The organism is Polynucleobacter sp. UK-FUSCHL-C3, from assembly GCF_040409815.1.
Taxonomy (GTDB): Bacteria; Pseudomonadota; Gammaproteobacteria; order Burkholderiales; family Burkholderiaceae; genus Polynucleobacter.
Genome location: NZ_CP099959.1, coordinates 208726 through 234205 on the forward strand (window position 1 = coordinate 208726; position 25480 = coordinate 234205).

At 45.5% G+C, this 25480-nt stretch carries 26 protein-coding genes; 18 read left to right on the forward strand and 8 right to left on the reverse strand.

Going from position 1 to position 25480, the window contains the following annotated elements:
- Positions 1–4: 4 nt before the first annotated feature.
- The 3 genes from NKE59_RS01125 to thiL are packed head-to-tail and all read right to left on the reverse strand — an operon-like array spanning position 5 to position 2113.
- Positions 5–511, reverse strand: a complete 507-nt coding sequence (locus NKE59_RS01125) for a CinA family protein (RefSeq protein WP_353439043.1) — start codon at positions 509–511, stop codon at positions 5–7.
- Complete coding sequence (locus NKE59_RS01130; protein ID WP_353439045.1) at positions 511–1041, reverse strand: phosphatidylglycerophosphatase A; 531 nt, start codon at positions 1039–1041, stop codon at positions 511–513. Before NKE59_RS01130 ends, NKE59_RS01125 begins: the two co-directional genes overlap by 1 nt.
- A gap of 16 nt (positions 1042–1057) precedes the next feature.
- Positions 1058–2113 (reverse strand): thiamine-phosphate kinase, encoded by a 1056-nt coding sequence (thiL, locus tag NKE59_RS01135; RefSeq protein ID WP_353439046.1) that lies wholly within the window; start codon positions 2111–2113, stop codon positions 1058–1060.
- A gap of 229 nt (positions 2114–2342) precedes the next feature.
- On the opposite strand from thiL, the gene NKE59_RS01140 reads away from it, so the two are divergent.
- Both NKE59_RS01140 and NKE59_RS01145 read left to right on the forward strand, forming a co-directional pair.
- Positions 2343–4679, forward strand: a complete 2337-nt coding sequence (locus NKE59_RS01140) for an NADP-dependent malic enzyme (RefSeq protein ID WP_353439047.1) — start codon at positions 2343–2345, stop codon at positions 4677–4679.
- 115 nt (positions 4680–4794) lie between these two features.
- Entirely contained in the window at positions 4795–5415 is a 621-nt protein-coding gene (locus tag NKE59_RS01145; protein WP_353439049.1) for a barstar family protein, read from the forward strand.
- 6 nt (positions 5416–5421) lie between these two features.
- On the opposite strand, the gene NKE59_RS01150 is transcribed toward NKE59_RS01145, so the two are convergent.
- The gene (locus NKE59_RS01150) at positions 5422–6174 is read right to left on the reverse strand and encodes a 16S rRNA (uracil(1498)-N(3))-methyltransferase (RefSeq protein WP_353439050.1); all 753 of its coding nucleotides are present in this window, start codon (positions 6172–6174) and stop codon (positions 5422–5424) included.
- Between the two features lie 27 nt (positions 6175–6201).
- Positions 6202–6651, reverse strand: a complete 450-nt coding sequence (gene fur, locus NKE59_RS01155; protein ID WP_353439051.1) for a ferric iron uptake transcriptional regulator — start codon at positions 6649–6651, stop codon at positions 6202–6204.
- Between the two features lie 203 nt (positions 6652–6854).
- On the opposite strand from fur, the gene NKE59_RS01160 reads away from it, so the two are divergent.
- Genes NKE59_RS01160 through hemL form a run of 10 tightly spaced genes read left to right on the forward strand, consistent with a single transcriptional unit; the run spans position 6855 to position 17153 of the window.
- On the forward strand, positions 6855–7322 hold the full coding sequence (locus tag NKE59_RS01160) for an outer membrane protein assembly factor BamE (RefSeq protein WP_353439052.1): 468 nt from the start codon (positions 6855–6857) through the stop codon (positions 7320–7322).
- A gap of 23 nt (positions 7323–7345) precedes the next feature.
- Positions 7346–8146: a 4-hydroxy-tetrahydrodipicolinate reductase gene (dapB, locus tag NKE59_RS01165; RefSeq protein WP_353439876.1), complete on the forward strand. Its 801-nt coding sequence runs from the start codon at positions 7346–7348 to the stop codon at positions 8144–8146.
- Between the two features lie 43 nt (positions 8147–8189).
- Complete coding sequence (gene leuS, locus NKE59_RS01170) at positions 8190–10841, forward strand: leucine--tRNA ligase (RefSeq protein ID WP_353439053.1); 2652 nt, start codon at positions 8190–8192, stop codon at positions 10839–10841.
- 4 nt (positions 10842–10845) lie between these two features.
- Positions 10846–11376, forward strand: coding sequence for an LPS assembly lipoprotein LptE (lptE, locus tag NKE59_RS01175; RefSeq protein WP_353439054.1), 531 nt, complete (start codon positions 10846–10848; stop codon positions 11374–11376).
- A gap of 26 nt (positions 11377–11402) precedes the next feature.
- Complete coding sequence (holA, locus tag NKE59_RS01180) at positions 11403–12458, forward strand: DNA polymerase III subunit delta (RefSeq protein ID WP_353439056.1); 1056 nt, start codon at positions 11403–11405, stop codon at positions 12456–12458.
- A 10-nt stretch (positions 12459–12468) separates the two neighbouring features.
- Positions 12469–13758 (forward strand): glutamate-5-semialdehyde dehydrogenase, encoded by a 1290-nt coding sequence (locus NKE59_RS01185; RefSeq protein ID WP_353439057.1) that lies wholly within the window; start codon positions 12469–12471, stop codon positions 13756–13758.
- Between the two features lie 22 nt (positions 13759–13780).
- Positions 13781–14209 (forward strand): CopD family protein, encoded by a 429-nt coding sequence (locus NKE59_RS01190; protein WP_353439059.1) that lies wholly within the window; start codon positions 13781–13783, stop codon positions 14207–14209.
- 28 nt (positions 14210–14237) lie between these two features.
- On the forward strand, positions 14238–15602 hold the full coding sequence (locus tag NKE59_RS01195) for a class I SAM-dependent RNA methyltransferase (RefSeq protein ID WP_353439060.1): 1365 nt from the start codon (positions 14238–14240) through the stop codon (positions 15600–15602).
- Between the two features lie 49 nt (positions 15603–15651).
- A complete protein-coding gene (locus NKE59_RS01200) occupies positions 15652–15822 on the forward strand; it encodes a rubredoxin (protein WP_353439061.1) in 171 nt (56 codons plus the stop codon).
- A gap of 35 nt (positions 15823–15857) precedes the next feature.
- Positions 15858–17153 carry a glutamate-1-semialdehyde 2,1-aminomutase gene (hemL, locus tag NKE59_RS01205; RefSeq protein ID WP_353439062.1) on the forward strand — a complete coding sequence of 432 codons (1296 nt, stop codon included), beginning with the start codon at positions 15858–15860 and terminating at the stop codon, positions 17151–17153.
- Between the two features lie 14 nt (positions 17154–17167).
- Here the strand turns inward: hemL and NKE59_RS01210 are convergent, their stop codons facing one another.
- Together NKE59_RS01210 and NKE59_RS01215 are read right to left on the reverse strand one after the other, a co-directional pair.
- Positions 17168–18040, reverse strand: a complete 873-nt coding sequence (locus tag NKE59_RS01210) for a symmetrical bis(5'-nucleosyl)-tetraphosphatase (protein ID WP_353439063.1) — start codon at positions 18038–18040, stop codon at positions 17168–17170.
- Between the two features lie 2 nt (positions 18041–18042).
- Positions 18043–19512: a deoxyribodipyrimidine photo-lyase gene (locus NKE59_RS01215; protein ID WP_353439064.1), complete on the reverse strand. Its 1470-nt coding sequence runs from the start codon at positions 19510–19512 to the stop codon at positions 18043–18045.
- Positions 19513–19559: 47 nt separating this feature from the next.
- Between NKE59_RS01215 and NKE59_RS01220 the strand changes: the two genes are divergently transcribed.
- The 3 genes from NKE59_RS01220 to ruvX are packed head-to-tail and all read left to right on the forward strand — an operon-like array spanning position 19560 to position 21437.
- Positions 19560–20378: a YdcF family protein gene (locus NKE59_RS01220; RefSeq protein ID WP_353439065.1), complete on the forward strand. Its 819-nt coding sequence runs from the start codon at positions 19560–19562 to the stop codon at positions 20376–20378.
- Positions 20379–20413: 35 nt separating this feature from the next.
- Complete coding sequence (locus NKE59_RS01225; RefSeq protein WP_353439066.1) at positions 20414–21025, forward strand: YqgE/AlgH family protein; 612 nt, start codon at positions 20414–20416, stop codon at positions 21023–21025.
- Complete coding sequence (ruvX, locus tag NKE59_RS01230) at positions 21018–21437, forward strand: Holliday junction resolvase RuvX (RefSeq protein WP_353439067.1); 420 nt, start codon at positions 21018–21020, stop codon at positions 21435–21437. The genes NKE59_RS01225 and ruvX overlap by 8 nt, the downstream gene beginning before the upstream one ends.
- 3 nt (positions 21438–21440) lie before the next feature.
- Here ruvX and NKE59_RS01235 read toward each other — a convergent pair whose 3' ends face one another.
- Complete coding sequence (locus tag NKE59_RS01235) at positions 21441–23042, reverse strand: TolC family protein (protein ID WP_353439068.1); 1602 nt, start codon at positions 23040–23042, stop codon at positions 21441–21443.
- A 75-nt stretch (positions 23043–23117) separates the two neighbouring features.
- Between NKE59_RS01235 and NKE59_RS01240 the strand changes: the two genes are divergently transcribed.
- The 3 genes from NKE59_RS01240 to NKE59_RS01250 are packed head-to-tail and all read left to right on the forward strand — an operon-like array spanning position 23118 to position 25473.
- Positions 23118–23963 (forward strand): undecaprenyl-diphosphate phosphatase, encoded by an 846-nt coding sequence (locus tag NKE59_RS01240; protein ID WP_353439069.1) that lies wholly within the window; start codon positions 23118–23120, stop codon positions 23961–23963.
- 23 nt (positions 23964–23986) lie between these two features.
- Positions 23987–24469 (forward strand): DUF2721 domain-containing protein, encoded by a 483-nt coding sequence (locus NKE59_RS01245; RefSeq protein ID WP_353439070.1) that lies wholly within the window; start codon positions 23987–23989, stop codon positions 24467–24469.
- A gap of 59 nt (positions 24470–24528) precedes the next feature.
- Complete coding sequence (locus NKE59_RS01250) at positions 24529–25473, forward strand: UDP-glucuronic acid decarboxylase family protein (RefSeq protein ID WP_353439071.1); 945 nt, start codon at positions 24529–24531, stop codon at positions 25471–25473.
- Positions 25474–25480 lie beyond the last annotated feature (7 nt).

Here is a 25480-nt window from a genome sequence, read left to right on the forward strand (position 1 = left end):
CAACTCAGTCTGGACGGCTTAGGATTTGTATTAATTGGTCTAGAGCATAAATACAGGCTTGTTCACGGATTGCCTGACGATCGCCATTGAAGTACTGAGTGTTTCCGATCAGCCGCACAGGATTACTTGACTTCTGAATTGCCCAAGCAATGCAGACCATACCAACTGGTTTGTTTTCAGTGGCGCCGCCTGGTCCAGCAATGCCGGTGATGGCGATACTTGTTTGGGCTTCGCTGTGTTTCAAAGCTCCCTGAGCCATGGCTTTGGCGATCTCTTCACTGACCGCACCGTATTGCTCAATTTGTGAGGGCGATACCCCAATACTCTCGGTCTTGGCCACGTTACTATAGGTGACAAAGCCACGATCAAACCAACGGCTTGATCCTGCTTGAGCTGTCAGGTGGGCTGCCAATAAGCCGCCTGTACAGGATTCTGCTAAGGCAATCTTGATGGACGATTTCTCCAAAAGATTGGAAAGCGTTTGTACAAGTGAAGCAATAGATTGATTCATCAGAAGAGTCTCATCCCCAACAGAATAAGAATGATTGTAAAAAAAGCCGCTAAGAGATCGTCTGCGATGATTCCAAAACCCTGCCAGATAATTGCCTGCGCTGAATTTACATGAGCATTTCTTTTGAAATATCGGTCAATGCGATTGATGGGCCAGGGTTTGATGGCATCCAAGAAACGAAATAATGCAAAAGCAAGAACTTGGATTGCAAATGACCCAGACCCAATACAAAGAAGAACTAACCAAAACGCAATAATCTCATCCCACACAATGCTGCCATGATCAGGATAGCCAAGATCTTTGCTGCAAATACCGCAAGCCCAGCAACCATAGACTAAGCCAAAAATAATTACGATCACTATCACTGCCTCTGAAAAAAATACTTGCATCACTAAATAAAGAATCCAAGCAAGGAGAGTCCCAGCAGTTCCAGGAGCAAAGCGACTCAGCCCACTTCCCAGACCGAGTGCAACAGTACGATGGATGGAGCCTAGCATCCAGGCAAAAGATAGTGTGGGAGAAAGACTCATGATTGCTGAGGGCTGATTACTTGAAATGATCAAAGGATTGCAAGAGAGTATTTGTTAGCGCTGCCCCTAAAAGCTTGCCGTCATGATCAAGTAGAGTAATGCTTTGTGCATCCTCCTTACTCTCGACCAGTTGGCCAATGCGAGTGAGCGTAATTCCTAGGTCGTTGGCAATTTGTTGAATGTGAAGACGATGCTTTTGATCGGCTGTAAAACAAAGCTCATAGTCATCACCACCTGCCGCTGCACATTGCTGACGAATCTGCGCTTCTTGTTCGTGTAAAACATTCGATATTGGTAAGGAATCAATCCAGACCTCAGCATGAAGGTGAGATGCTTTCAGAATATGCTTGAGATCGCCTAGCAAGCCATCAGAGATATCAATCCCTGCACTTGCAATACCTCGCAATGCAATACCCAAGCCTACGCGCGGCATTGGTTCATGTAGTCGCTGATTAATCATTTTTAAATGGGTGGCACTTAGATTGAGAGACCATTCATTACGGGCATGAGCGAGTGCTAAGCGCGCATCACCAATTGTCCCAGATACCCAAATATCGTTATTCACCTGTGCGCCGCTTCGCTGAATGCTTTGCTGACGAGGCACGCTACCAAGCGCAGTGATGCTAATTGTTAATGGTCCAGCGCAGGTGTCGCCACCAATCAAGGGACAGTTAAATTGATTAGCCTCTTCAAACAATCCTCGCGCAAATGTTTGTATCCAAATATCATCCATACTCGGTAATGCAAGGGAGAGTGTGAAGCCCAGTGGGTTTGCACCCATAGCAGCCAAATCAGAAAGATTGACCGCTAGGGATTTCTTCCCTAAGCAGTATGGGTCAGCATCTGCAAAGAAGTGTCTTCCCGATACCAGCATATCGCTAGTGATTGCAATGAGCTCCCCCTCCTTGGGTTTGAGTAAGGCGCAATCATCACCAATACCTAATGCAGGGGTATTTTCAGGATTTTTTTTGGCCATTGCTTCGGCGCCTGCCTTAAAGACCGATTCAATCAGGACAAACTCTCCCACCCCCTCTGTGGGCACCTTTATTGTGTTGGATATTGGCTTAGACATAGACTCATTTTAGGCGGGGTTTGGTATATCTCGTTCCGTGCGTGAACGGCGTTAGCTGGGAGTGCGCTCAATACCCCTTTCGCAGCAATCCTTTGGGAGGAATAGAATAGACATTTGAGCAAATATTTAACAAAAATGATCATTGTTAATTGCAACATTTAGAGCCTCCTAGGCCTTAAAAGCTATTTCACACCCATAAAACCCCTCCACCTCTTACCTGCAGATCACTATGAGTCAGTCTGGAAACAATCCCAATCAAAATAAAGAAGAGCAAATTAAGGCTCTGCGCCAAGCCGCCTTGCAATACCACGAGTTTCCGGTTCCTGGAAAGATAGCGGTTACGCCAACCAAACAATTAACCAATCAGCGGGACTTAGCCTTGGCCTACACCCCAGGGGTTGCCGCTGCTTGTGAAGAGATTAAAAAAGATCCTTCCACTGCATTTCGGTACACCGCCCGAGGAAATTTAGTGGGTGTAGTAACCAATGGAACCGCTGTCCTGGGCTTGGGCGATATTGGCCCACTTGCCAGCAAGCCGGTGATGGAAGGAAAGGCCGTCTTGTTTAAGAAGTTTGCGGGTATCGATGTATTTGATATTGAGGTCAATGAAAGCGATCCTGAGAAGTTGGTGGAAGTGATTGCTGCTCTTGAGCCTACCTTTGGCGGAATTAATTTGGAGGATATCAAGGCGCCAGATTGCTTCTTGGTGGAGCGTAAATTGCGCGAGCGCATGAAGATCCCGGTCTTTCATGATGATCAGCACGGCACTGCTATTGTGGTGGCAGCAGCCATTCTCAATGGCTTGAAGGTTGTTGGTAAAGACATTGGTAAGGTCAAGCTGGTCACCTCAGGCGCTGGTGCGGCAGCGCTAGCTTGTTTGGAGTTATTGGTGGATTTAGGTTTACCGAAAAGCAATATTTGGGTAACCGATATTGTCGGTGTGGTTTATGAGGGTCGAACCGAGTTGATGGATCCAAAAAAATTACCGTTTGCGCAAAAGACCGATAAACGCAACTTAGGTGAAGCGATTGAGGGCGCCGATGTTTTCTTGGGATTGTCCGCTGGAGGAGTTCTAAAGCCAGAAATGGTGAAACGTATGGCCGATAAGCCGCTCGTATTTGCATTAGCCAATCCCACCCCTGAAATCCTTCCCGAAGAGGTGAAATCAGTTCGGCCAGATGCGGTCATGGCAACAGGGCGGACCGATTACCCCAATCAAGTCAACAATGTTTTGTGTTTCCCTTTTATATTTCGTGGCGCTTTGGATGTGGGCGCTACCACCATTACCCGTGAGATGGAAATTGCGGCGGTTACGGCTATCGCTGACTTGGCGCGAGCTGAACAAAGCGATGTAGTAGCTGCGGTCTATAGTACTGAGAATTTGGCATTTGGCCCTGATTATTTAATTCCCAAGCCGTTTGATCCCCGCCTGATTACCGTGATCGCGCCCGCCGTTGCTAAGGCAGCTATGGATTGTGGGGTTGCTAGTCGACCCATTAAAGACTTTGCGCTTTACAAAGATCAGTTGCAACAGTTTGTGTATCACTCAGGCACCATCATGAAACCGCTCTTTGGCATTGCCAAGAAGATTCCGGCAGAGCAAAAACGGATTGTTTTCTGTGAGGGTGAGAATGAGCGTGTCATGCGCGCTGTGCAAATCATGCTTGATGAAAATTTAGCAAATCCGATCTTAATCGGTCGCCCCTCTGTAATTGAGCATCGCATTGAGAAATACGGCCTGCGCATGAAGCCTGGTGTTGATATTGAGATTGTGAATCCCGAAAGCGATTCGCGCTTTAGGGATTTTTGGCAGACCTATTTACAGCTGACAGAGCGTAAGGGGGTAACGGAGTCCTTTGCCAAATTAGAAATGCGTCGTCGTAATACTTTGATTGGTTCTATTCTTCTAAAAAAAGGTCACGCTGATGGCATGATTTGTGGAACGATTAGTAACGTCGGCACCCATCTCAAATATATCGATGAAGTCATCGGCCACGAACTGGGGGCGAGTGTTTATGGGGGGATGTCGGGGCTAATATTGCCCAATCGCCAAGTCTTCTTGGTAGACACCCATGTCAATGTTGATCCCACAGCTTCCCAGTTAGCAGAAATTACTTTGTTGGCGGCTAGCGAGATGCGGAAGCTGGGCATGACCCCCAAAGTTGCCCTTTTATCCCATTCCAACTTTGGTTCAAGTGATGCGCCTTCGGCCCTCAAAATGCGCGAGGTCTTGGCAATTTTGCAAGCGACTGCACCCGATCTGGAAGTCGATGGTGAAATGCATGGCGATTGCGCTCTTGACCCTGAAATCCGCGCAGGGGCGGTCACACAATCCAGATTGAAGGGCGAGGCTAATTTATTGGTCTTACCCAATATCGATGCCGCCAACATCTCGTATAACTTATTGAAAACTGCTGCTGGGAACGGCGTAGCAATTGGCCCACTCTTACTTGGTGTGGCAAAACCGATCCATATTCTTACCCCGGCAGCCACTGTGCGCCGTATTGTGAATGTGACAACCTTGGCCGTGGTTGAGGCTGCAAGTCAATCTAGAGGGCTATTTTAAGTAATAGTAAGTAGTCGCTTACTTTTAATTTATTTATATAAATCAATAGCTTATAAAATAAGTAGTTGAATTGGGCTTGATTTGAGGGCGGGATAAGGGTAATCTACTACCCATCATGAACATTCTTCCTGAAAACATATCTTCAGCAAGCGTCGAAGACCACAGTCGCGCAGAAAATTGGGACAGAAACGATCAAGCTGACCGAGAAGCCTCGGCCGCGAGCATCTATGCCCAAGGCGGTTTGTCCCGTCTTCAGACCTATGCTGCCAATCAAGACCTAGGAAAAAAAGTGACAGCTTCTTGGCGCGCCGCTTTGGCAATCAGAGATGCTGGACCCCCAGCAATGTTGCGCAGTGTGCGCCCCAATATCGTGCAATCGATTCGTGCATTTAGAACGAGCGATTTAGCAGAGGCCGCTACCGAGCTTGGGCAACACTTTGTATACGCTGCATGTACTAATGCCAATACAAAAGGTGAGGTGCTTGAAGCCATCGCGAATGCTTACATGTTTACTAAGCAACAAGCGAAAAACTTTGATCCTCTCTTAGACGCATTAACGACCTTGGTTGATAAGGCGGGACCACAACCAGGTTTTGTGGTGGTCCTTGAGGGGCTTCCTTGTACGCAAAAGTTTGATAAGGAAGCGCGCGAAACTCTGTTAGATGTATTCCGTGATGCAGTCGAGTTCTGGTCTGAGCGCCGTGTACCGTATCGCGTGTTCTATTCTTTCGCTTAAATTATCCTAAGCTCTTTTTAGATTCCAAACAGCATGAACTGCTGTGATCGCTACGATCCCAGCAGTTTCTGTTCTCAGTACGCGCGGCCCTAGAGAGAGTATTTCGAAGCCAGCCTGTTGGGCTAAGACTTCTTCATTGGACGAGAGTCCGCCTTCTGGTCCAATCACAACACATATATCGCTAGGCGCTTGTTGATTTAAAAAGCCCTCAAATGAACCCTTGGCTTCAGGGCTTAGAAGGGCTTTAATCTTCGCTTTTGAAGTCTTGACGGCATGGTCATAATTTTGTACTGGTTCAATCTGAGGAATGACCGTTCGATCGCATTGTTCGCAAGCAGCCTCCGCAATTGCTTGCCAGTGAGCTAGGCGCTTCTCGGAACGTTTGGTATCGCTGCGAAGTCGTAGAACTGAGCGTTCGCATTCAACGGGAATAATATGGGCAGCACCCGTTTCAACCGCTTTTTCAATAATCCAATCCATTTTGTCACCCCCTGCCAATCCCTGAATGAGCGCAATGCGATAGGGCGACTCTCGGTGCAAATCCAGCTCGATATCGGTGATTTCTATTTGCCCAAATTGCTTAGAGAGATTTAGTAATGTCGCTCTTGCAATATGCCCTTTTCCATCAAAGATAGTAAATGATTCAGAGTCGGTGATGCGGCGCACACGAAGATGGTGAACAAGGTCGGCATTGATATCACAAATCAATTTTGCTTGATCGGAGTAGGCCCAATCACCTGCTAGATAAAACTGTGGCATCAGAAATTAACCTAATCCCTTTTTGGTTTACTTCTTCTTATTACGGCAATTTTTTTTCTGGCAATGACCATACATCGCCAGTGAATGCTCTTGTAATTTAAAGCCAAGAGACTTGGCAATCTCGTTTTGACGCTTCTCAATAGCGGGATCTACAAACTCCTCAACGTGTCCACAATCTAGGCAAACCAGGTGGTCATGATGCTTCCCTTCATTAAGCTCGTAAATGGCTCGGCTATCCCCCTTGCTTGACTCAAAATGGCTCCGCAAGAGGATCCCGGCTTGCTCAAACTGGGTTAAAACTCGGTAGACCGTAGCAATGCCGATATCTGAATCATCTTTAGATAGCGCCATATAGACCTCTTCGGCACTGTAATGGGAGCTAGGGTTTTGCTGAAAGAACTCTAGAACCTTGATGCGCGGTGCGGTCACCTTTAGGCCGATTTCTCGAAGTTCAGCAGGGGAGGAGTTTTGGCTCATAGGGTTTTAGATCATATTTAGGCATTGGGCGCTAAAATCAAGTACTTAATGATACGTTGAACCTTTAGTCCATGCAGATTAGCATTTTTACCCGTCCTGTTAGAAGTAATTTGGCCAGAAGCCAAAGAGCGCTATTTGTTAGCTTATTTTGTCTTGCTTTGGGAGGGTGCTCCTCAGCAATCGACAATACGCAGCGGGCGTGGATGAATAGCATTTTTCAGCCCTATGTCCCAGATATTGTGCAGGGCAATTTTATTTCGAGCGAACAGTATTCAAACTTAAAAGTAGGCATGACACGTGAGCAGGTACGTCAAATTATGGGCACGCCCTTATTAGCAAGTTACTTCCATGCGAATCGTTGGGACTATGTCTTTGAGTTCAAGCGTGAGGGCGAGACTGTTGGTAAGGAGCGACGTGTCACATTAATTTTTGAGGGAGATCAACTCGCTAAGTTTGGAGGGGACGCCCTACCAACCGAAGTTGAATTGGTGGCAGAAATTGATACCTACGCACGGGAGAGACGAAGTTTTTGGGATGTGATGACTGGCAAAAATAAGCCCCCCAAAAGAGAAAAAAAGGTGGCCCCTGAAGTGATGGTAATTAGTCAGCCAAATAATTTACCCTTGCCATCCCCACAGCCAAATACAGTAATTACGCCTGTTAAAAACTAGTGGATAGAAGGTAAATCATGCCAATGAAATTTGCGGTTGCCGGCGCTACCGGAAAGATGGGCAAGATGCTCATCGAGACCATTCTGAATGATCCAAATGCGGAGCTAACTGGCGCACTCGAGCATAGCGCATGCCCACAATTAGGGAACGACGCAGGGGCATTCTTGGGGAAGGCAACAAAGGTCCAAATAACTTCTGATCTAGCCAAAGGTTTGACAGGGGCTGAGTATTTGATTGACTTCACAAGACCCGAAGGTACTTTATTGCATGCAGTTGCGGCACAAAAGGCGGGGGTCAAAATGATTATTGGAACCACCGGTTTCACCCCCGAGCAATTAAAGCAGTTACAGGCCACCTCAAAAACCATTGCAATGGTCTTTGCGCCGAATATGAGTGTGGGCGTGAACGCTACTTTCAAGATTTTGCAGGTCGCTGCGCAGCTGCTTAATCAAGGCTATGACATTGAGATCGTGGAAGCCCATCATCGGCATAAAGTGGATGCACCCTCTGGCACTGCTCTAAAGATGGGCGAGGTAATTGCTAATGCACAAGGTAAAACATTAAGTGATGTAGCAGTGTATGCACGTGAAGGCCATACTGGTCCAAGAGTGTCAGGAAGTATTGGCTTTGCCACCATTCGTGGCGGCGATATTGTGGGTGATCATACGGTGATTTTTGCGGGTGAGGGTGAGCGGATTGAAATTAGTCACAAATCAAGTAGTCGTCAGTCTTACGCTCAAGGTGCTTTGCGGGCAGCCGCCTTTTTACAGAATCAAGCGAAGGGTTGGTTTGATATGCAGGATGTTCTTGGCCTCAAAAAATAACCACATCATTTAAAAACAAATAAAAATTTAGAGTAAGACGGCGATGGCAAAGGATTATGATTTTCGTAGTATTGAGGCAAATGCACATAGCGATTGGATCAAGAATGAGGCTTATCGCGTAATCGAGAATGCAAAGAGTGCAGACGGCCTGGTAAAGCCCAAGTTTTATGCTTGCTCGATGTTGCCTTACCCATCGGGTAAATTACATATGGGCCATGTGCGCAACTATACCATCAATGATGTAATGGCTCGTCAGTTACGCATGCAAGGTTATAACGTTCTAATGCCCATGGGCTGGGATGCCTTTGGCATGCCAGCAGAGAATGCAGCAATTCAGAATAAAGTTCCACCTGCGCAATGGACCTATCAAAATATTGATTACATGCGTAAGCAAATGGCTGCGATGGGATTAGCAATTGACTGGTCACGCGAGATCGCTACCTGTCAGCCGGATTACTACCGCTGGAACCAATGGTTATTTTTGAAGATGCTAGAAAAAGGTATTGCGTATCGTAAGACCCAAACAGTGAACTGGGATCCCATTGATCAAACCGTTCTGGCTAATGAGCAGGTAATTGATGGACGTGGTTGGCGTTCTGGCGCCCCAGTAGAAAAGCGTGAGATCCCCGGCTATTACCTCAACATCACCGCTTATGCAGAAGAACTGCTTACGGACCTAGATCATTTAGATTGGCCTGAACGCGTCAAGATCATGCAGCAAAACTGGATTGGTAAAAGTCAGGGGGTTCGTTTTGCATTTGCTCATCAAATTAAAGATGATGCTGGTCACCTTATTGGTCAAGGCAAGATGTATGTCTTTACCACGCGTGCCGATACCATCATGGGCGTTACATTTTGCGCAGTGGCGGCAGAGCATCCCTTGGCTAGTCAAGCAGCTAAATCAAATCCAGCCTTGGCTGGTTTTATTGAGAAATGTAAGACCGGGAGCGTGATTGAAGCAGATCTTGCTACGCAAGACAAAGAGGGCATGCCAACTGGCTTATATGTAAACCATCCTGTAACGCAAGAGCCAATTCCTCTATGGGTGGGCAATTATGTTTTGATGTCTTATGGCGACGGTGCGGTGATGGGCGTCCCGGCACACGACGAACGCGACTTTGCATTTGCAAATAAATACCAGCTCCCAATCAAGCAAGTCATTGCAGTAAAGGGGAAAACTTCTTTATTTAACGCAAGCCTTTGGCAAGACTGGTATGCCCAAAAAGATAATGTTGAGTGCATAGATAGCGATCGCTACGATGGCTTATCTCATGAAGAGGCTGTCCAAGCTGTTGCGCAAGATCTCAAGGCAATGGGATTGGGCGAACTCAAAACCACCTACCGCTTGCGTGACTGGGGGATCTCGCGCCAACGCTATTGGGGAACGCCAATCCCGATTATTCATTGTGAGAGCTGTGGTGAGGTTCCGGTGCCCGAAGCCGATTTGCCAGTAATGCTTCCAGAGGACTGTGTACCCGATGGTTCTGGTAACCCCCTAAATAAACGAGATGATTTTCTAAAAGTGGATTGCCCTAAATGCGGCAAATCGGCTAGGCGCGAGACCGATACGATGGATACCTTTGTGGACTCGTCATGGTATTTCATGCGCTATACAGGGCCTGATGCAAAGACGATGGTAGATGCACGTAATGAGTATTGGATGCCAATGGATCAATACATTGGCGGTATTGAGCATGCGATTTTACATTTGCTATATGCGCGCTTTTGGACCAAGGTCATGCGCGATATGAAGCTCATCCACTTTAATGAGCCTTTTCAGAATCTGCTAACCCAAGGCATGGTCTTAAACGAAACCTTTTATAAAGAAGATGCCGGTAAGAAGCTCTGGATTAATCCCTCGGAGGTTGAGCTTGATTTGGATGAAAAAGGCCGACCTATTGCCGCTAAATTAATCAAGGACGGCTCGCCTGTAGAGATTGGTGGCGTTGAGAAAATGGCCAAGAGCAAGAACAATGGGGTTGATCCGCAGGCTCTCATTGATCAATATGGCGCAGATACGGCACGTTTATTTACGATGTTTGCCGCTCCCCCTGAGCAACAGCTCGAGTGGTCTGGGGCAGGGGTTGAGGGTGCCTCACGTTTTCTGAGACGACTCTGGATTTATGCGAGCTCTCAGGCGCAGGTACTTCACAATGTCCAAACAGTAATTACTGGTGAACTCAATACAGCTGAGAAGGATCTACGCTTTGAGGTGCATACGATTCTCAAGCAGGCTAATTTTGACTATCAACGTCGTCAATACAATACAGTGGTCTCTGCTGCGATGAAGATGTTAAATGTTTTAGAGCCCATTAAGTTAGATGGCGCATCACAACAAATTAGTCCAGCTGTTCTATCGGAGTCTCTCAGTATTTTGTTGCGTATTTTATATCCGGTAGTTCCCCATTGCACTTATGTACTTTGGCAGGAACTGGGCTTTATAAAACAGTTTGGATCCCTATTAGATGCTCCATGGCCCACGGTGGATGAATCTGCTCTGGTGCAAAGTGAGATAGAGTTGGTATTGCAAGTCAACGGCAAGCATCGAGGGCAGATCAAGGTACCTGCAGATGCCACCAAAGAGGCAATTGAGTCTATTGCCCTTCGTGCCGAGTCGGTTCTTAGGATATTGAATGGCGCTAATCCCAAGAAGGTCATTGTGGTACCGGGTAGACTCGTGAATGTCGTAGCATAGCAATATGAGCCATTTATTGACCCACAATCGCCGTACATTCTTGGGCACCCTAGGGGGCATCACTCTCTTGTCCTTTGGAGGGCTCTCTGCGTGCGGATTTAGGCTACGAGGATCGGTCACCATCCCCTATAAAGCGATTTTGATTTCTGGCCGTCCTTCGCCCCAGTTACGTTATGACCTGGAGCGCATCATTGTCACTGGCTCAAATGCAAAAGTAGTAAGCAATGGCAAAGATGCCGATCTAATTTTAGAGATTGTGAGCGAAGAGAGTACAAGGCAGATTTTGACCTACACTTCCACTGGTCAGATCTCCGCTTATCGTCTTAATAATCGTGTGATTTTTAGAGCCTTTGATAATGTTGGTGCTGAGGTTATTCCAGAGTCTGATATCTATGTGACCCGCGATTTAGATTTCACGACCGCAACCGTTTTGGCATCTGATCAGCAACAACAGCAGTTCTTAGAAAGTATGCGCGCAGATCTTGCTTTGCAAATATTGCGGCGAGTCGCAACGCTTGGTCGGGTAGCAAGATAGCTCACTATTTACCCTAGGAAAGTGGCATGATCAAAAGCGACGCATTTCATATGCATTTGACTGCCCTTGCAAAAGAGCAGCATAGCTTTAAGCCCCTTTATATTTTTAGCGGTGATGAGCCCTTATTGATGATGGAGGCAATCGATGCCTTGCGAGCTCTTGCTAGGACTGGTGGCTTTACTGAACGTGAGGTGTTGGTGCAGGATCGCTATTTTGACTGGGCCGCTCTAATCAATGCCGGGCAAACCATGTCTTTATTTGGGGATAAGCGTTTTGTAGAGCTGCGTATGCCTACTGGTAAGCCTGGTCGAGATGGCGCTGAATCTTTAAAACACTTTGCTGAGCAAATTAACAATACAGGCAATGGTGTGGACACGATCATTTGTATTATTTTGCCGCGCTTAGATTCGAAGACCAAAAGTTCAGCATGGTTCTCCGCTTTAGATGAAGCTGGTATGGCCATACAAATTGACTCAATTGATCGCCTTGCCCTTCCACATTGGATTGGACAACGCCTTAAAAAACAATCTCAGGAAGTGGAGGCAGGTGAAAGTGGGCAACGTGCGCTCCAATTTATGTCCGATCAGGTTGAGGGCAATTTAATTGCAGCACATCAGGAGATTCAGAAATTAGCATTACTTTATCCAGCTGGTCAATTAAGCGAAGAGCAGATCCGTTCTGCAGTATTAAAAGTAGCTCGCTATGATATTTTTGAGCTTACGGAGTCGATGCTCTCTGGCGATGCAGCACGTTTGAACCGAATGCTAGAAGGCTTACAGGGGGAGGGTGAGCCATTGCCATTAATTTTATGGAGTGTGAGCGATGAGCTCCGAACCCTCCATAAGGTACAGTCTGCATTATTGGCTGGTGATGCCCTAGCAAACTTATTACGGAACTATCGAATTTGGGGAAAGCGCGAGAAGTTGTATCCAGTTGCACTTAAACGGATTGCACCTAAAAAACTGAAGCAAGCCATAGTTTTGGCTGCGAACCTTGATAAACAAGTGAAAGGTTTATTAGTCCGTGACTTACCTAGCAATCCATGGGATGGTCTTCGCCTGATTGGTGGCTTATTGCGTTAGAGTATGGTCTATGGGAGCACAAAACCAATCCACGATTGAGCAAATGATGTTGGCTATTGGCCAGCAAGCGAGATCCGCATCGCGGGCGATGGCAAAAGCAAGTAGTGAGCAAAAGAATCGGGCATTGCTTAATATTGCGACAGCTATTCGTCGGGATGCTGCCAAAATATTGGCGGCTAATGCGGTCGATATAAAGCGTGCTAAGACCAATGGTAATGATGTAGCCTTTATTGATCGGTTGACCATGACCGAGAAATCCATTGAGAACATGGCTTTGGGCCTTGTGCAAATCGCTAGTCTGGGAGATCCTGTTGGGCACATCGGTGCTTTTAAGAAACAAGCTTCAGGAATTTTGATCGCGCAGATGCGCGTGCCTTTAGGGGTCATTGGTATTATTTATGAGTCAAGACCCAACGTGACTATTGATGCTGCCGCACTATGTTTGAAGTCAGGCAATGCAGTCATTTTGCGAGGCGGTTCAGAGGCAATTGACTCAAATACCTACTTGGCGGGTTTGATTCAGGAAGGATTGGCTGCGGCACAACTTCCCGCAGAAGCTGTTCAGGTGGTTCAAACAACCGATCGAGCCGCTGTTGGCAAGATGATTACCATGACCGAATACATTGATGTCATCGTACCCCGTGGTGGTAAGAGTTTGATTGCTCGTTTAATGGCGGATGGTCGAGTGCCCATGATTAAGCACCTTGATGGTATTTGCCACACCTATATCGATGAAGGCGCTGATCTTGATTTAGCAATACGGGTGTGTGATAACGCAAAGACACAACGTTATGCCCCATGTAATGCGATGGAAACCCTATTGGTCAACACCAAGATCGCTAAGGATGTGTTGCCACCTCTTTGCAAGATCTATCAAGATAAGGGTGTTGAGTTGCGGGTTGATTATAAAACCCGCAAGGTTCTGGAGGATAGTGGTTTTGTTCATTTGGTTGACGCAAGCGAAGAGGATTGGCACACGGAGTATTTGGCACCCATCTTATCGATTAAGATGGTTGAGGATTTAGATGAGGCCATGGATCATATTGAGCACTATGGTAGCAAGCATACAGATGCGATCATTACGCAAAATCAAGCCCACGCCGATCGATTCTTACGAGAGGTCGATAGTGCGAGTGTGATGGTTAATACCAGCACCCGCTTTGCTGACGGCTTTGAGTATGGCCTTGGTGCTGAGATTGGGATTTCGAATGACAAATTGCATGCTCGAGGCCCCGTTGGATTAGAGGGCCTTACATCCCTAAAGTACGTCGTCATGGGCCATGGCGAAATACGACAATAAATTATCAATTTAAAGAGAAGCTATGTTTGATGGATACCTTTGGGCTAAGACCCTCCATATTGTCTTGATTGCTTCCTGGTTTGCCGGTTTGTTTTATCTACCCCGTATTTTTGTGAACTTGGCACAAGAAACAAATCTAAAGGCATACTCTCGTCTGCTTCTTATGGCACAGCGCCTATATCGCTTTATGACTATCCTGATGATGCCTGCTGTTGCTTTAGGCTTGGTATTGTGGCTTTATTACGGCGTGGGTAGAGGCTCTATTTGGATGCATATAAAAGTCCTCTTAGTGCTGGTAATTATTGCCTATCATTTACAATGTAAGAAATTACTAAAGAGCTTTTTAGAAAAAACCAATACAAAATCACATGTATGGTATCGCTGGTTTAATGAGGTACCCGTTTTACTCATGCTAGTAGTAACTGCACTTGTGGTGATCAAGCCCAATTGATTTTATCTAAGAGCGAACTGAACTCACCATGAAATTTTTTATTGTTTGTCCAGGTGGGCTAGAGAGTGCTTTGGCGCGCGAACTTGAGGAGATTGCAAAGCGAGCCGAGGTAAAGACCTTGGGGGCTACTCAAATTGACCCTGTTCCTGCCAATATGACAGGTGGTATTGGCGTCAATGGTCCATTAGCAGTCGCGATGGCAATCAATCTACATTCTCGTATTGCTAGCCGCGTTTTACTAAAAATGGCTGATGGCCCCTATAAGACTGAGGATGATTTATTTCGTTTGGCCAAATCGATTGGATGGGAGGATTGGTTTAGTTCTCATCAAACGCTTCGGGTAGACCTGACCGCACAGCGTTCACCCTTAAAGAGTTTGAACTTTGCAACCCTTCGTATTAAAGATGCGATTGTCGATCGTTTGCGCGAGCAAACGGGCGAGCGCCCCAATATCGATACAGCTAATCCAGATGTGCGTGTACAGGCCCATTTAACCGCTGATCAAGCCACTATCTACTTGGATACATCAGGCGAACCTTTGTTTAAAAGAGGTTGGCGCGAGGAGAAAGGAGAGGCGCCGTTAAAGGAGAACCTGGCTGCAGGGATTTTGGCACTTACTCCATGGCAAACCAATCAAGTTTTATACGACCCCATGTGTGGCAGCGGTACTTTTTTGATCGAGGCCGCACAAATGGCGTTGCATATTCCGCCAGGGGCAATACGCGCACAGTTATTTGAGGAAAAGAATCTATCTGCGTCAACGAAGCTTGGTGGCTGGAAACAAGCGGTAGAGCTTTCTGGATTTGGCTTTACCCGATTAAAGCCATTTAATACCTCTCTCGAGAAAAAGAACTGGGCTGGTCTTTGTGATGTCTCAAAAAAAGAGATAGCAAGTTTTGCAAAGTTTCCCATTGCAATTAGTGGCAGTGATATCAATGAAAAGATGATCACGATTTGTAAGGCTAATTGGCAAAGGGCCCATTTGCCAGGGTTGCCGAATGTGCGACAGGTCGATGCTATTGCAGTGAAACCTGCTTCAGACCAAGGTGGGGTGATGGTGTTAAACCCTCCTTATGGAGAGCGCTTGGGTATAAAAGGCGGAGATCAAGACAAAATATATCCATTGGGAGATGAGGATAAATCTTATATGCAAAAGCGTCGCACTAGTCGTGAGCCCTTAGTCAAAGAACCTATTGATCCTCAATTTGCTGCATTTTTAGATCAATTTAGCAAACAATTAAAGGACCACTTTGGTGGCTGGGAAATTTATGCATTGACGGCAGATATGGGCTTACCAGGGCACTTGCGGATGAAAGAATCCAAGCGCACCCCATTGTTTAATGGCCCTTTAGAGTGTCGTCTGTTTAAGTTTGATATTCGAAAAAGAGATTAGTCAGGCTTGGCTTTAGAATAGAAATCTTTAATAGAAAGAAAAAAGTTTTATGGAATTCAAGACCTATATGTGTTTAATTTGCGGTTGGATCTATGACGAATCTAAGGGCTGTCCAGATGACGGAATTGCACCAGGCACCCTCTGGAAAGATGTTCCAATGAACTGGTCTTGTCCAGAGTGCGGAGCGCGTAAAGATGATTTTGAGATGTCGGTAATTTAGTCTGCAGATCCACAAAACTATTTCACTTAAATATCATGAGTCAAAACGAGCAATTATTTAATCGTGCCCAAAAAACAATCCCCGGGGGAGTGAACTCTCCGGTTAGAGCTTTTCGTCAAGTCGGCGGGGTACCCCGATTTGTGGCACGAGCAGAGGGGCCTTACTTCTGGGATGCCGATGGTAAGCGCTATGTTGATCTCATCATGTCTTGGGGCCCAATGATTGCTGGCCATGCCAATCCAGAGGTTGTCGAGGCGGTTCAAAAAGCTGCAACCCAAAGTTTTAGTTACGGGGCGCCCACTGCTGGCGAAATTGATTTAGCAGAACGCATTTGTGAGTTGATGCCAAATATTGAGCAGATCCGCATGGTTTCCAGTGGGACCGAGGCAACAATGAGCGCACTCCGCTTAGCCCGAGGCTATACCAATCGTGATCTGATTATCAAGTTTGAGGGCTGCTATCACGGCCACGCTGACAGCCTATTAGTGAAGGCGGGCTCTGGGCTCCTGACCTTTGCTGATTCGACAAAGAACGCTCCTTCATCAGGAGGCGTTCCTCAAGATTTAGTGAAGCACACCTTGGTATTGCCATATAACGATGTTGGTGCACTTGAAGAGGCATTTAAAAGACATGGTGATCAAGTGGCTGCATTAATTGTGGAGCCAATTGCCGGTAATATGAATTTGATTCGTGCTACACCAGAGTTTGTTAAAGCGCTTCGAGCGCTTACTGAAAAACATGGTGCAGTTCTAATCTATGACGAAGTGATGACCGGATTTAGAGTCGCCCTTGGCGGTACTCAATCATTACATGGCATTAAACCTGATTTAACCTGTCTTGGTAAGGTGATGGGCGGGGGAATGCCGATGGCTGCGTTTGGTGGGAAGCGCGAGATTATGGGTAAGTTGGCGCCATTGGGTAATGTCTATCAGGCGGGGACGCTCTCGGGGAATCCAGTTGCCGTTGCTGCTGGAGCAAAGACTCTGGAGATTATCTCTAGAGCTGGATTTTATGAGTGCCTCAGTGAGCAGACAAAAAAACTAATGAGTGGCTTAAAGCATGAAGCAGATTTAGCAAAGATACCCTTCTCGGTGGATAGTGTTGGTGGAATGTTTGGCTTTTACTTCTCTGATCAAGTACCCACTTCTTATGAAGAAGTTACCAAAACGAATATTGAGTCCTTCAAACGGTTTTTCCACGCCATGCTCGATGCTGGTGTATATCTTGCACCATCAGCCTATGAGGCGGGTTTTACTTCGATAGCACACGACAATAAAATTGTTGATGAAATTATTACCGCTGCCAAGAAATCCTTCGCACAGCTAAGGTAATCATTACGAAAGCATTACATTCGCATTGGGTGATCGCAACCTGCAACGCTTAGTGTTTTAATCTTTAGGCCTTGATCAGTGGTGGTTGATCTTATTGTCTCATTTGCGCTTGCTAAATGATCTAGATCAATTGCTGTTAATGTGCCACCCCAAACGCAGCCCGTATCAATCCCTACGACACGATGCCGATTTAGTAGGCCCAAGGTAGACCAATGGCCAAATACAATAGGCATTTCTTGTGTTTTGCGTCCAGAGATCTCAAACCAAGGGATATATCCAGCGGGACCGCTTTCTAGACCCTCTTTACTTTTGAACTCCATCTCACCCTCGGGGGTACAAAAACGAACTCGGGTCAGAGTGTTTGTAATAAGACGGAGACGATCAATCCCTTTGAGCTTTGGATCCCAGTAATTTGGCGTGTTGCCATACATTTGTGCCAAGAACTGTTTGTATGTCTTTTGGCGAAGCGCTTGTTCGACTTCAGCAGCAAGTTCTAGGGTGCGCTTTACACTCCATTGGGGGAGTACTCCTGCATGAACAAGCAGCACCTTTCCATTACACAAAGCCATAGGTCGGTGACGCAACCAATCAATTAAGTCTTTACGATCTGGTGCTCGCAAAATATCATCAATCGTATCGAGCGGCTTGGAATCCCGGAGACCAGCATCGCAGGCCAGAAGATTGAGATCATGATTACCTAGAATACATTCTGCTACCCCAGTTTCTTGAAGATGTTTAAGGCGACGTAGACTTCCCAAAGAATCTGGTCCACGATTAATCATATCGCCTAGGCAAATAATCTTAGAAGTGCGAGGTAATTTTTTGATCAGTTGATTAAGCGAACTTAAGCAGCCCTGGATATCGCCAATTGCAAATACGCGGGACATGCTCAGGAGACCTTTTTGACCACGTTATACCGAATCAAGGTAGCTTTGCGGGCTTCATCATGATCGATTATCGGTAAAGGATAGTCTTTGCCTAGAGTAATTCCGGCGGCCTGAAGCTCAATTTGACCGACTGTCCATGGCGCATGAATTGACTTATTTGAAAGCTTCTCAAGAGCAGGAATATAGCGTCTGATGAACTTGCCTTCGCTATCAAAGCGTTCGGATTGGGTGGTGGGATTAAAGATCCGAAAGTAGGGCTGTGCATCGCAACCCGAGGAGGAGGCCCATTGCCAACCGCCATTATTCGATGCGAACTCAAAATCATTGAGATGGTCTGCGAAGTATTGTTCACCCCAGCGCCAATCGATTCCAAGATCTTTGCACAAAAAACTGGCTACTACCATGCGCAGGCGATTATGCATATAGCCACTTTGGTTGAGTTGATGCATCGCTGCATCAACCAGCGGATATCCAGTTTGACCATCACACCACGCTTTAAAGAGTTTCTGGGCATTAGCCCCTTTCTCCCATTCGATTTTGTTGTAATCGGGTTTAAAGGACTCCCCGCTTGCAATACGGGGGTGGTTTGCCAAGATCATGAAATAGAAATCTCGCCAAATTAATTCGCTTAACCAGATACTTGCCCCAAGACTGCCCGCTAGCATTCTGCGGTGAGCCTCGCGAACCAATCCTCGAATGGAAACATTGCCAAAGCGTAGATAGGTGGATAAATAGCTCACACCTTTGATCGCAGGAAAGTCCCTACCGATATTGTATTGATCGATACGCTTTAAAAAATCGTTTAGAAATAACTCTGCCCCTTGAGGGCCTGGTGGTAGGTAGGATTCAATACCAGTAGGTTTAAATCCCATAGACTCTACAGCGGGTAATACCTGATCAAGTATTTTGGGAATCGGTGCAAAGTGCCCAATCAAGCCTTTAGTACCCAGTTCGCAAGCATGGGGCTCTAAATCAGCAGGCGTTAATCTCTTGAGCCATGCATTCTTATAGGGTGTAAATACTGAGAATACTGTTTGAGAGTTGGTTAATACCTCGGTCTTTTCAAAGATAACCTGATCCTTGAAATGCTCAAACTGAATATTTTTCTTGGACAGTATGGTAGCGACTGACTGATCCCGTTGGATAGCGGATGGCTCATAATCATGATTAGAGAGAACGCAATCCACTTGAAGTTGCTCGGCCAGTTTGGGGATGAGTTCTGTGGGGTCCCCATGGCGGACTAGTAGGCCACCCCCATGGGATCGAAGTGTTTGATCCACTTCATGAGCGCATTGCCAAAGAAAATCAACACGCCGGTCAAAACCAAGTCCCTTTTTCAGGAGCGGCTCTAGGATGGTGGTATCAAAGATAAATGCAATCCATACCTCTTGATGTGAGCGTAAGGCGTGGTGAAGCGCTGCATGATCATGCAGGCGCAAATCGCGACGTAGCCATACTAACGCTTTACTCATAGACTCTATCTTAGCCCTTAATCCCAATTTGATTATGATGATGGTTTATGGAGCATCTATTTTTCATTAGCTCAAAAATCGTTCAGTTTTTGATTGAACCCCTTAATCTATTATTTCTGATCTCTGTATTAGCCTTATTCTTTTTGATTCTGAGAAAGCCAATAGCCACTAAGCTTTTCTTGTGGCTTTCTGTGATTGGTTTCATATTGGTAGGCTATGCCCCCATACCCGAATCTCTAGCCCGTATTCTGGAGAATTCCATTGAAAAAGTGGATATCAATAAGATGCCTAGTGAACAGATTGCGGGAATCATTATTTTGGGCGGAGCCATCAGTGGAGAGGATATTGCTATTGATCGGGGCGAGGTTTCAATGAACTCTTCAGCAGAGCGGGTGACAAAAGCATTAGAGCTCATTCGTCGCTATCCAGGCAAGCCATTTATTTTTAGTGGCTTCTCGAACAGAGTGATTCCGCGAGGAATGTCTGAGGCTGAAGCCTTTAAGCAATTAATCCAAGAGCAGGGATTGGCACAGATTTCCAAAGATACTGCATATTATGAAAACCAGTCTCGTAATACGTATGAGAACGCAATATTCTCTAAGAAAATTATTCAGAACCTTAATGATATTCATCCGTTGGGTGCTAACAAGTCATGGTTATTAATTACATCAGCAAGTCATATGTATCGCTCGGCTAAGATTTTTCAGAAGCAAGGGATTCCAATCATTCCAGTGCCTGTGGACTATCAAACTGCGCATACCCTGCAATGGAGAGAGTTTGATTTGACCGACGGAGCATTTCTTTGGAACATATTGCTTAAAGAATACATTGGTATTGTTGCTTATAAGTTAACTGGAAAAATTTAGCTTTTAGGGAAAGCTCTTGCTTGGTAGAATGAGCTATGAGCGCACAGTCGCATTTGCCATCCTATTTATCAGCTTCTAGCTATCTTGCTAATCAATTGTTGTTAGCAATGCCAGGAATGCTCGATGATAACTTTGCAGGATCGGTCATCTATCTGCTCGAGCATACGGATAAGGGTGCAATGGGATTGGTGGTCAACAGACCCACGGAGCTTGTTCTTTCGACCTTATTTGAAAAGATTGAGCTCAAATTAGAAATTGCTCCTCTTTTAGATCAGCCGGTCTATTATGGCGGCCCAGTTCAGGTAGAGCGTGGCTTTGTATTGCATCAAACAAACTCTTTGGAGAAATATTCTTCATCCCTTGTCATTGCGGATGGCTTAACGATGACCACATCAAAAGATGTGCTCGAGGCAGTCGCTAGCGGAAATGGCCCACCAAAATTTATGATGACCTTAGGGTACGCTGGTTGGGGTGCTGGTCAACTAGAGGAGGAAATAGCATTAAATGGCTGGATGAATGTTCCACTATCTAGTGTGGAAATGAGTAAGATCATTTTTGATACCCCATATGCTGAACGGTATCAGCGAGCAATACAAAATCTTGGTTTTGATCTATCAAGCCTTTCAGGAGAGGCGGGTCATGCATGATTCCTCTCCCATTCATAAACCTTTAAGCGTGATGGCGTTCGATTACGGTGCCAAACGAATCGGTGTGGCAGTTGGTAACTCCTTGACTAAGTCGGCACAGAACTTACCGGTTATTTTGAACGCTGGCGAAGAGCAGCGATTTGCTGCTATTGCAAAGATTATTGCCAACTGGGCTCCCGATGCGATTGCAGTAGGCTTACCCTTGCATCCAGATGGGGCTGAGCATGCAATGACCCAAAAAGCACGGCGCTTTGGTCAGCAAATAGGAGGGCGTTACTCTAAGCCAGTTTATTTTGTCGACGAGCGCTACTCCTCGGTAGTTTTAGAGGGCGATGTTCAATATCATGAATCGCTAGACTCCCATGCGGCGGCCCTTATTTTGGAGCAGTTCTTTAGGGAACGAAAATTTTAGGAATCAGCGCAATAAAGCATTAACGGCTTTGAGATCCTCATCAGAAAGACTGGCTGCTTGAGCTTTTAACTTAAGCGCATTCATGATCGTGTCATAGCGAGCCTTATACAGCGATGCTCTGGTTGTAAACAAGGTATCCAAAGCAATAAGGACATCAATATTGATTAGGGTGCCAACTCGATAACCTAGCTTACTGGACTCTACTGCAGAAGCTGAGGATTTCTCTGCAGCTTCTAGGGCTTTCACTGTGGCTAAACCACCATAAAATCCAGTGAATGCTTGACGAGTCGCCTGGGCCGCTGTTCTTCTAAGGTTATCGTAGTCTGCCTTTGCCTTATCTGCCAGAGCAGCATTTTGCCGAATCACAGACATATTGAAGCCACCAGAGACAATTGGTAAGGTCATTTGTAGGGCAATCGTATTGTTGAAAATATTTTGGGTAGGCGAAGGATTAAAGTTTAGTGCAGACCCATTAGATTGATTAAAGCCAGTCGTTCCTACAAAATTAACGCTGGGGTAGTTTGCTGCTAATGAGGATTTATAGGCACTCTCTGCCAATTGAACTCCAAGTTGACCAACGAGAACGTTATAGCTGGCATTTTCAGATTGCGTAATCCAATCCTCTAGGGCTTGACCTGGCGGAAGTTTAGGATTAACGCTCTCAGCAATAGGCACACCTTTTTCATCTCGATTCTTGGATCTGGGATCTGCGACCACCCCGGCAATCGATATATCTTTTGCCATGGGTTTAATTTGTTTTACTGGATGACCAATCAGCTGTTCAAGAACACCCCGTTTCACAACAAGTTCCGCATGCGCAGCAATCTCTTGAGCGTTGGCAATATCAAAGCGCGCTTGCGCATCATTAGCATCCACAATAGTCGCTGAACCAATCTCAAACTTAGCTTTTGCAGCATCTAATTGCTCTTTGATGAGTCCTTTCTTGTTTCTAAATAGTTCAACATTATCCTGGGCTGTTAGAACATCAAAGTAAGCTTGAGATACCCGAATAACTAAATCTTGTTGGGCCTGCAAAAACTGTAGATCGGATATTTTGGTATTCAGGTCACCTTGTTTAAATATTTGTATTCCTGCTAAATTAAATACAGGCTGAGTTAGAGTCACCGTGTAGCTCTTTTGATCAAATGCTCGATTATTCCCCTCACCATGTTGAAAAAAACGGGTTCCAGTTGGATTGGCAGATACTTGCGGTAAGAGTACCGATAAGCCTTGCCAAAATAGTTCTTTGCGAGCAGTAAGATTAAAGCGAGCACTATTAATCACTGGATCATTAAAAGCAGCTTCTTGGTATAGACCAATCAAATCCATAACACGACCATCTTTGAGTCGATCGCTCTTTCCATCTACTAAATTTGAGTTCACCGGTAATGCCGGAATTGCAACTTGTGGGGGAACCTCTAGTTTGATCAAGTCTTGGGGGCTAAGTGTTTTTGGGAGAATAGAGTTATTGGCTGGCGTCACGGTTACAGAGCCCTGCGAGCCCATTATGTTGGGTGACCCCTGACTTTGGCCATAGCTAATGGAACAGGGGAGCAAGCCCATTACAAGAAGCAAAAAAGCAGTTGAAATAAAAGGCTTATTCATGAACATGATTTGAAGTTTAAGCCCAAAATGGTTTATTAATAGGTTTGGCTAACGAAGGCTTTAGTATTGATACCCATGGACCCATTACTATTATTTAAAGCCCTCATTTTAGGAGTGGTTGAGGGCCTCACTGAATTTTTGCCCATTTCTAGCACTGGGCATTTAATCTTGGTGGGCGACCTACTAAACTTTAATGATGAACGTGGCAAAGCCTTTGAAATCATTATTCAGTTCGGAGCTATTTTGGCAGTGTGTTGGGAGTATCGTCAGCGCCTTCTGAAAGTGACTAGTACCTTATGGACTAGTAAACAATCTCAAAAATTTGTATTGCATGTCGTCATCGCCTGTGTTCCGGCGATGGGTTTGGGGCTTCTATTTGGTAAATACATTAAGGCATACTTATTTTCACCAGTGCCAGTAGCCAGCGCTTTTATCGTAGGGGCATTCATTATTTTTTGGGCTGAGTATCGGCAAACCCGATCTAGTAATATGAAGAAGATCAATAGCGTTGATGAGCTTACCCCCATAGATGCTCTAAAAATTGGCCTAGCTCAGTGTGCTGCATTAATACCTGGGACTTCTCGTTCGGGGGCAACGATTATTGGCGGGATGCTGTTTGGCCTACCCCGAGCTGTAGCAACCGAGTTCTCATTCTTCTTGGCGATCCCAGTCATTGGCGGAGCAACCGCTTATGAGTTATTGAAAATCGCTAATTCAAGTCATTCGATTGGGTTTGGAGACTTTGCGCCAGCATTGCTAGTGGGCTTTGTGGCTGCTTTTATTTCGGCCTTTATATGCGTACGTTGGCTGATCCATTATGTTGCACATCACAACTTTATTCCATTTGCTTGGTATCGCATTATCTTTGGTGCAATTGTCCTATTCACTTCCTATACTGGCCTAGTCGCCTGGTCTAATTAGCTTCAGAATTTAGAATAATCACTATGAACTTAACGATTGATACTATTCAGGCTAATATTCAGTTAGCTTTAGCCCCAGTATTTCTATTAACAGCGGTGGCTACTCTGGTCACGGCTATCACGGCACGCTTAGCCCGTAATGTGGATCGGATGCGTTTTATACAGAATGAGTTATATAGTAATCATGAGTTAAACGACAAATTACGACTGCATTATGAAAAAGAAATCATAGAGTTCAAAACACGCGGACGCTTATGTACCTTAGCAATCTTTTTTGATGTGCTCGCTGGAGTCCTGATCTCGTTAACCGTACTGGAGCTATTTTTCTTACAAACAGGCGCCGCACGTATAGTAGAGGTGGGTTATGTCGTCATAACCTTTGTAGCTGGTTTAGTATCGTTTGTTATCGCTCTCGCGCTGATATTGGTGGAGGTTGTATTTGCGTATCGCTCGACAAGCTGGGATTTGCCTACGATTGATAAATCTAATAAAACCCGTATGTACTAAAAATACAAAAAAATTTATTAATCATTAAGACAACGTATTTTCAGAAGAGAGAGATCAGTATGTCCTTTAATCAGAACAAAATCCTTATCACTGGCGGCGCAGGTTTTCTGGGTTCACACTTAACCGAGAAATTATTATCACAAGGCAATGATGTTTTGGTTGTTGATAATTTTTTTACAGGAACAAAACAGAATCTAGCGCATCTTTTAGGCAATACCAATTTAGAAGTCATACGTCACGACGTGACCCTTCCCCTGTACGTAGAAGTAAATCAAATTTATAACCTAGCCTGCCCTGCATCTCCAGTTCACTATCAATTTGATCCTGTACAAACCACCAAAACGAGTGTGCATGGAGCGATTAATATGCTGGGCCTTGCCAAAAGAACTAGAGCCCGGATTTTGCAAGCCTCAACTAGTGAGGTGTATGGGGATCCAGAGGTGCACCCTCAGCCCGAAAGCTACTGGGGTAAGGTCAATCCAATTGGTATTCGCTCATGCTATGACGAGGGTAAGCGTTGCGCCGAAACTCTGTTTTTTGATTATCACCGGCAGCATCAAACCGATATTAAGGTGGTGCGTATTTTTAATACCTACGGGCCCCGCATGCACCCCAATGATGGGCGCGTAGTGAGTAATTTCATTGTGCAGGCTCTTCAAGATAAGGACATTACTATTTATGGGGATGGCTCACAAACACGGAGCTTTTGCTACGTGGATGATTTGATAGATGCCATGATCAAAACGATGAACTCAGAAAAAGGGTTTACTGGTCCAGTCAATATTGGCAATCCGGATGAGTTCACGATGTTGCAATTGGCAGAAATGGTTCTTAAGCTATCGAATAGTAAATCCAAAATTATTTATCAACCCCTACCATCAGATGACCCCAAGCAACGCCAACCCAATATTGATTTAGCTAAAACTAAGCTTGGTTGGCGGCCCAAGGTTAATCTTGAAGATGGTTTAAAAGAGACCATTGCTTACTTCAAAAGAATGATCTAACGGGTTT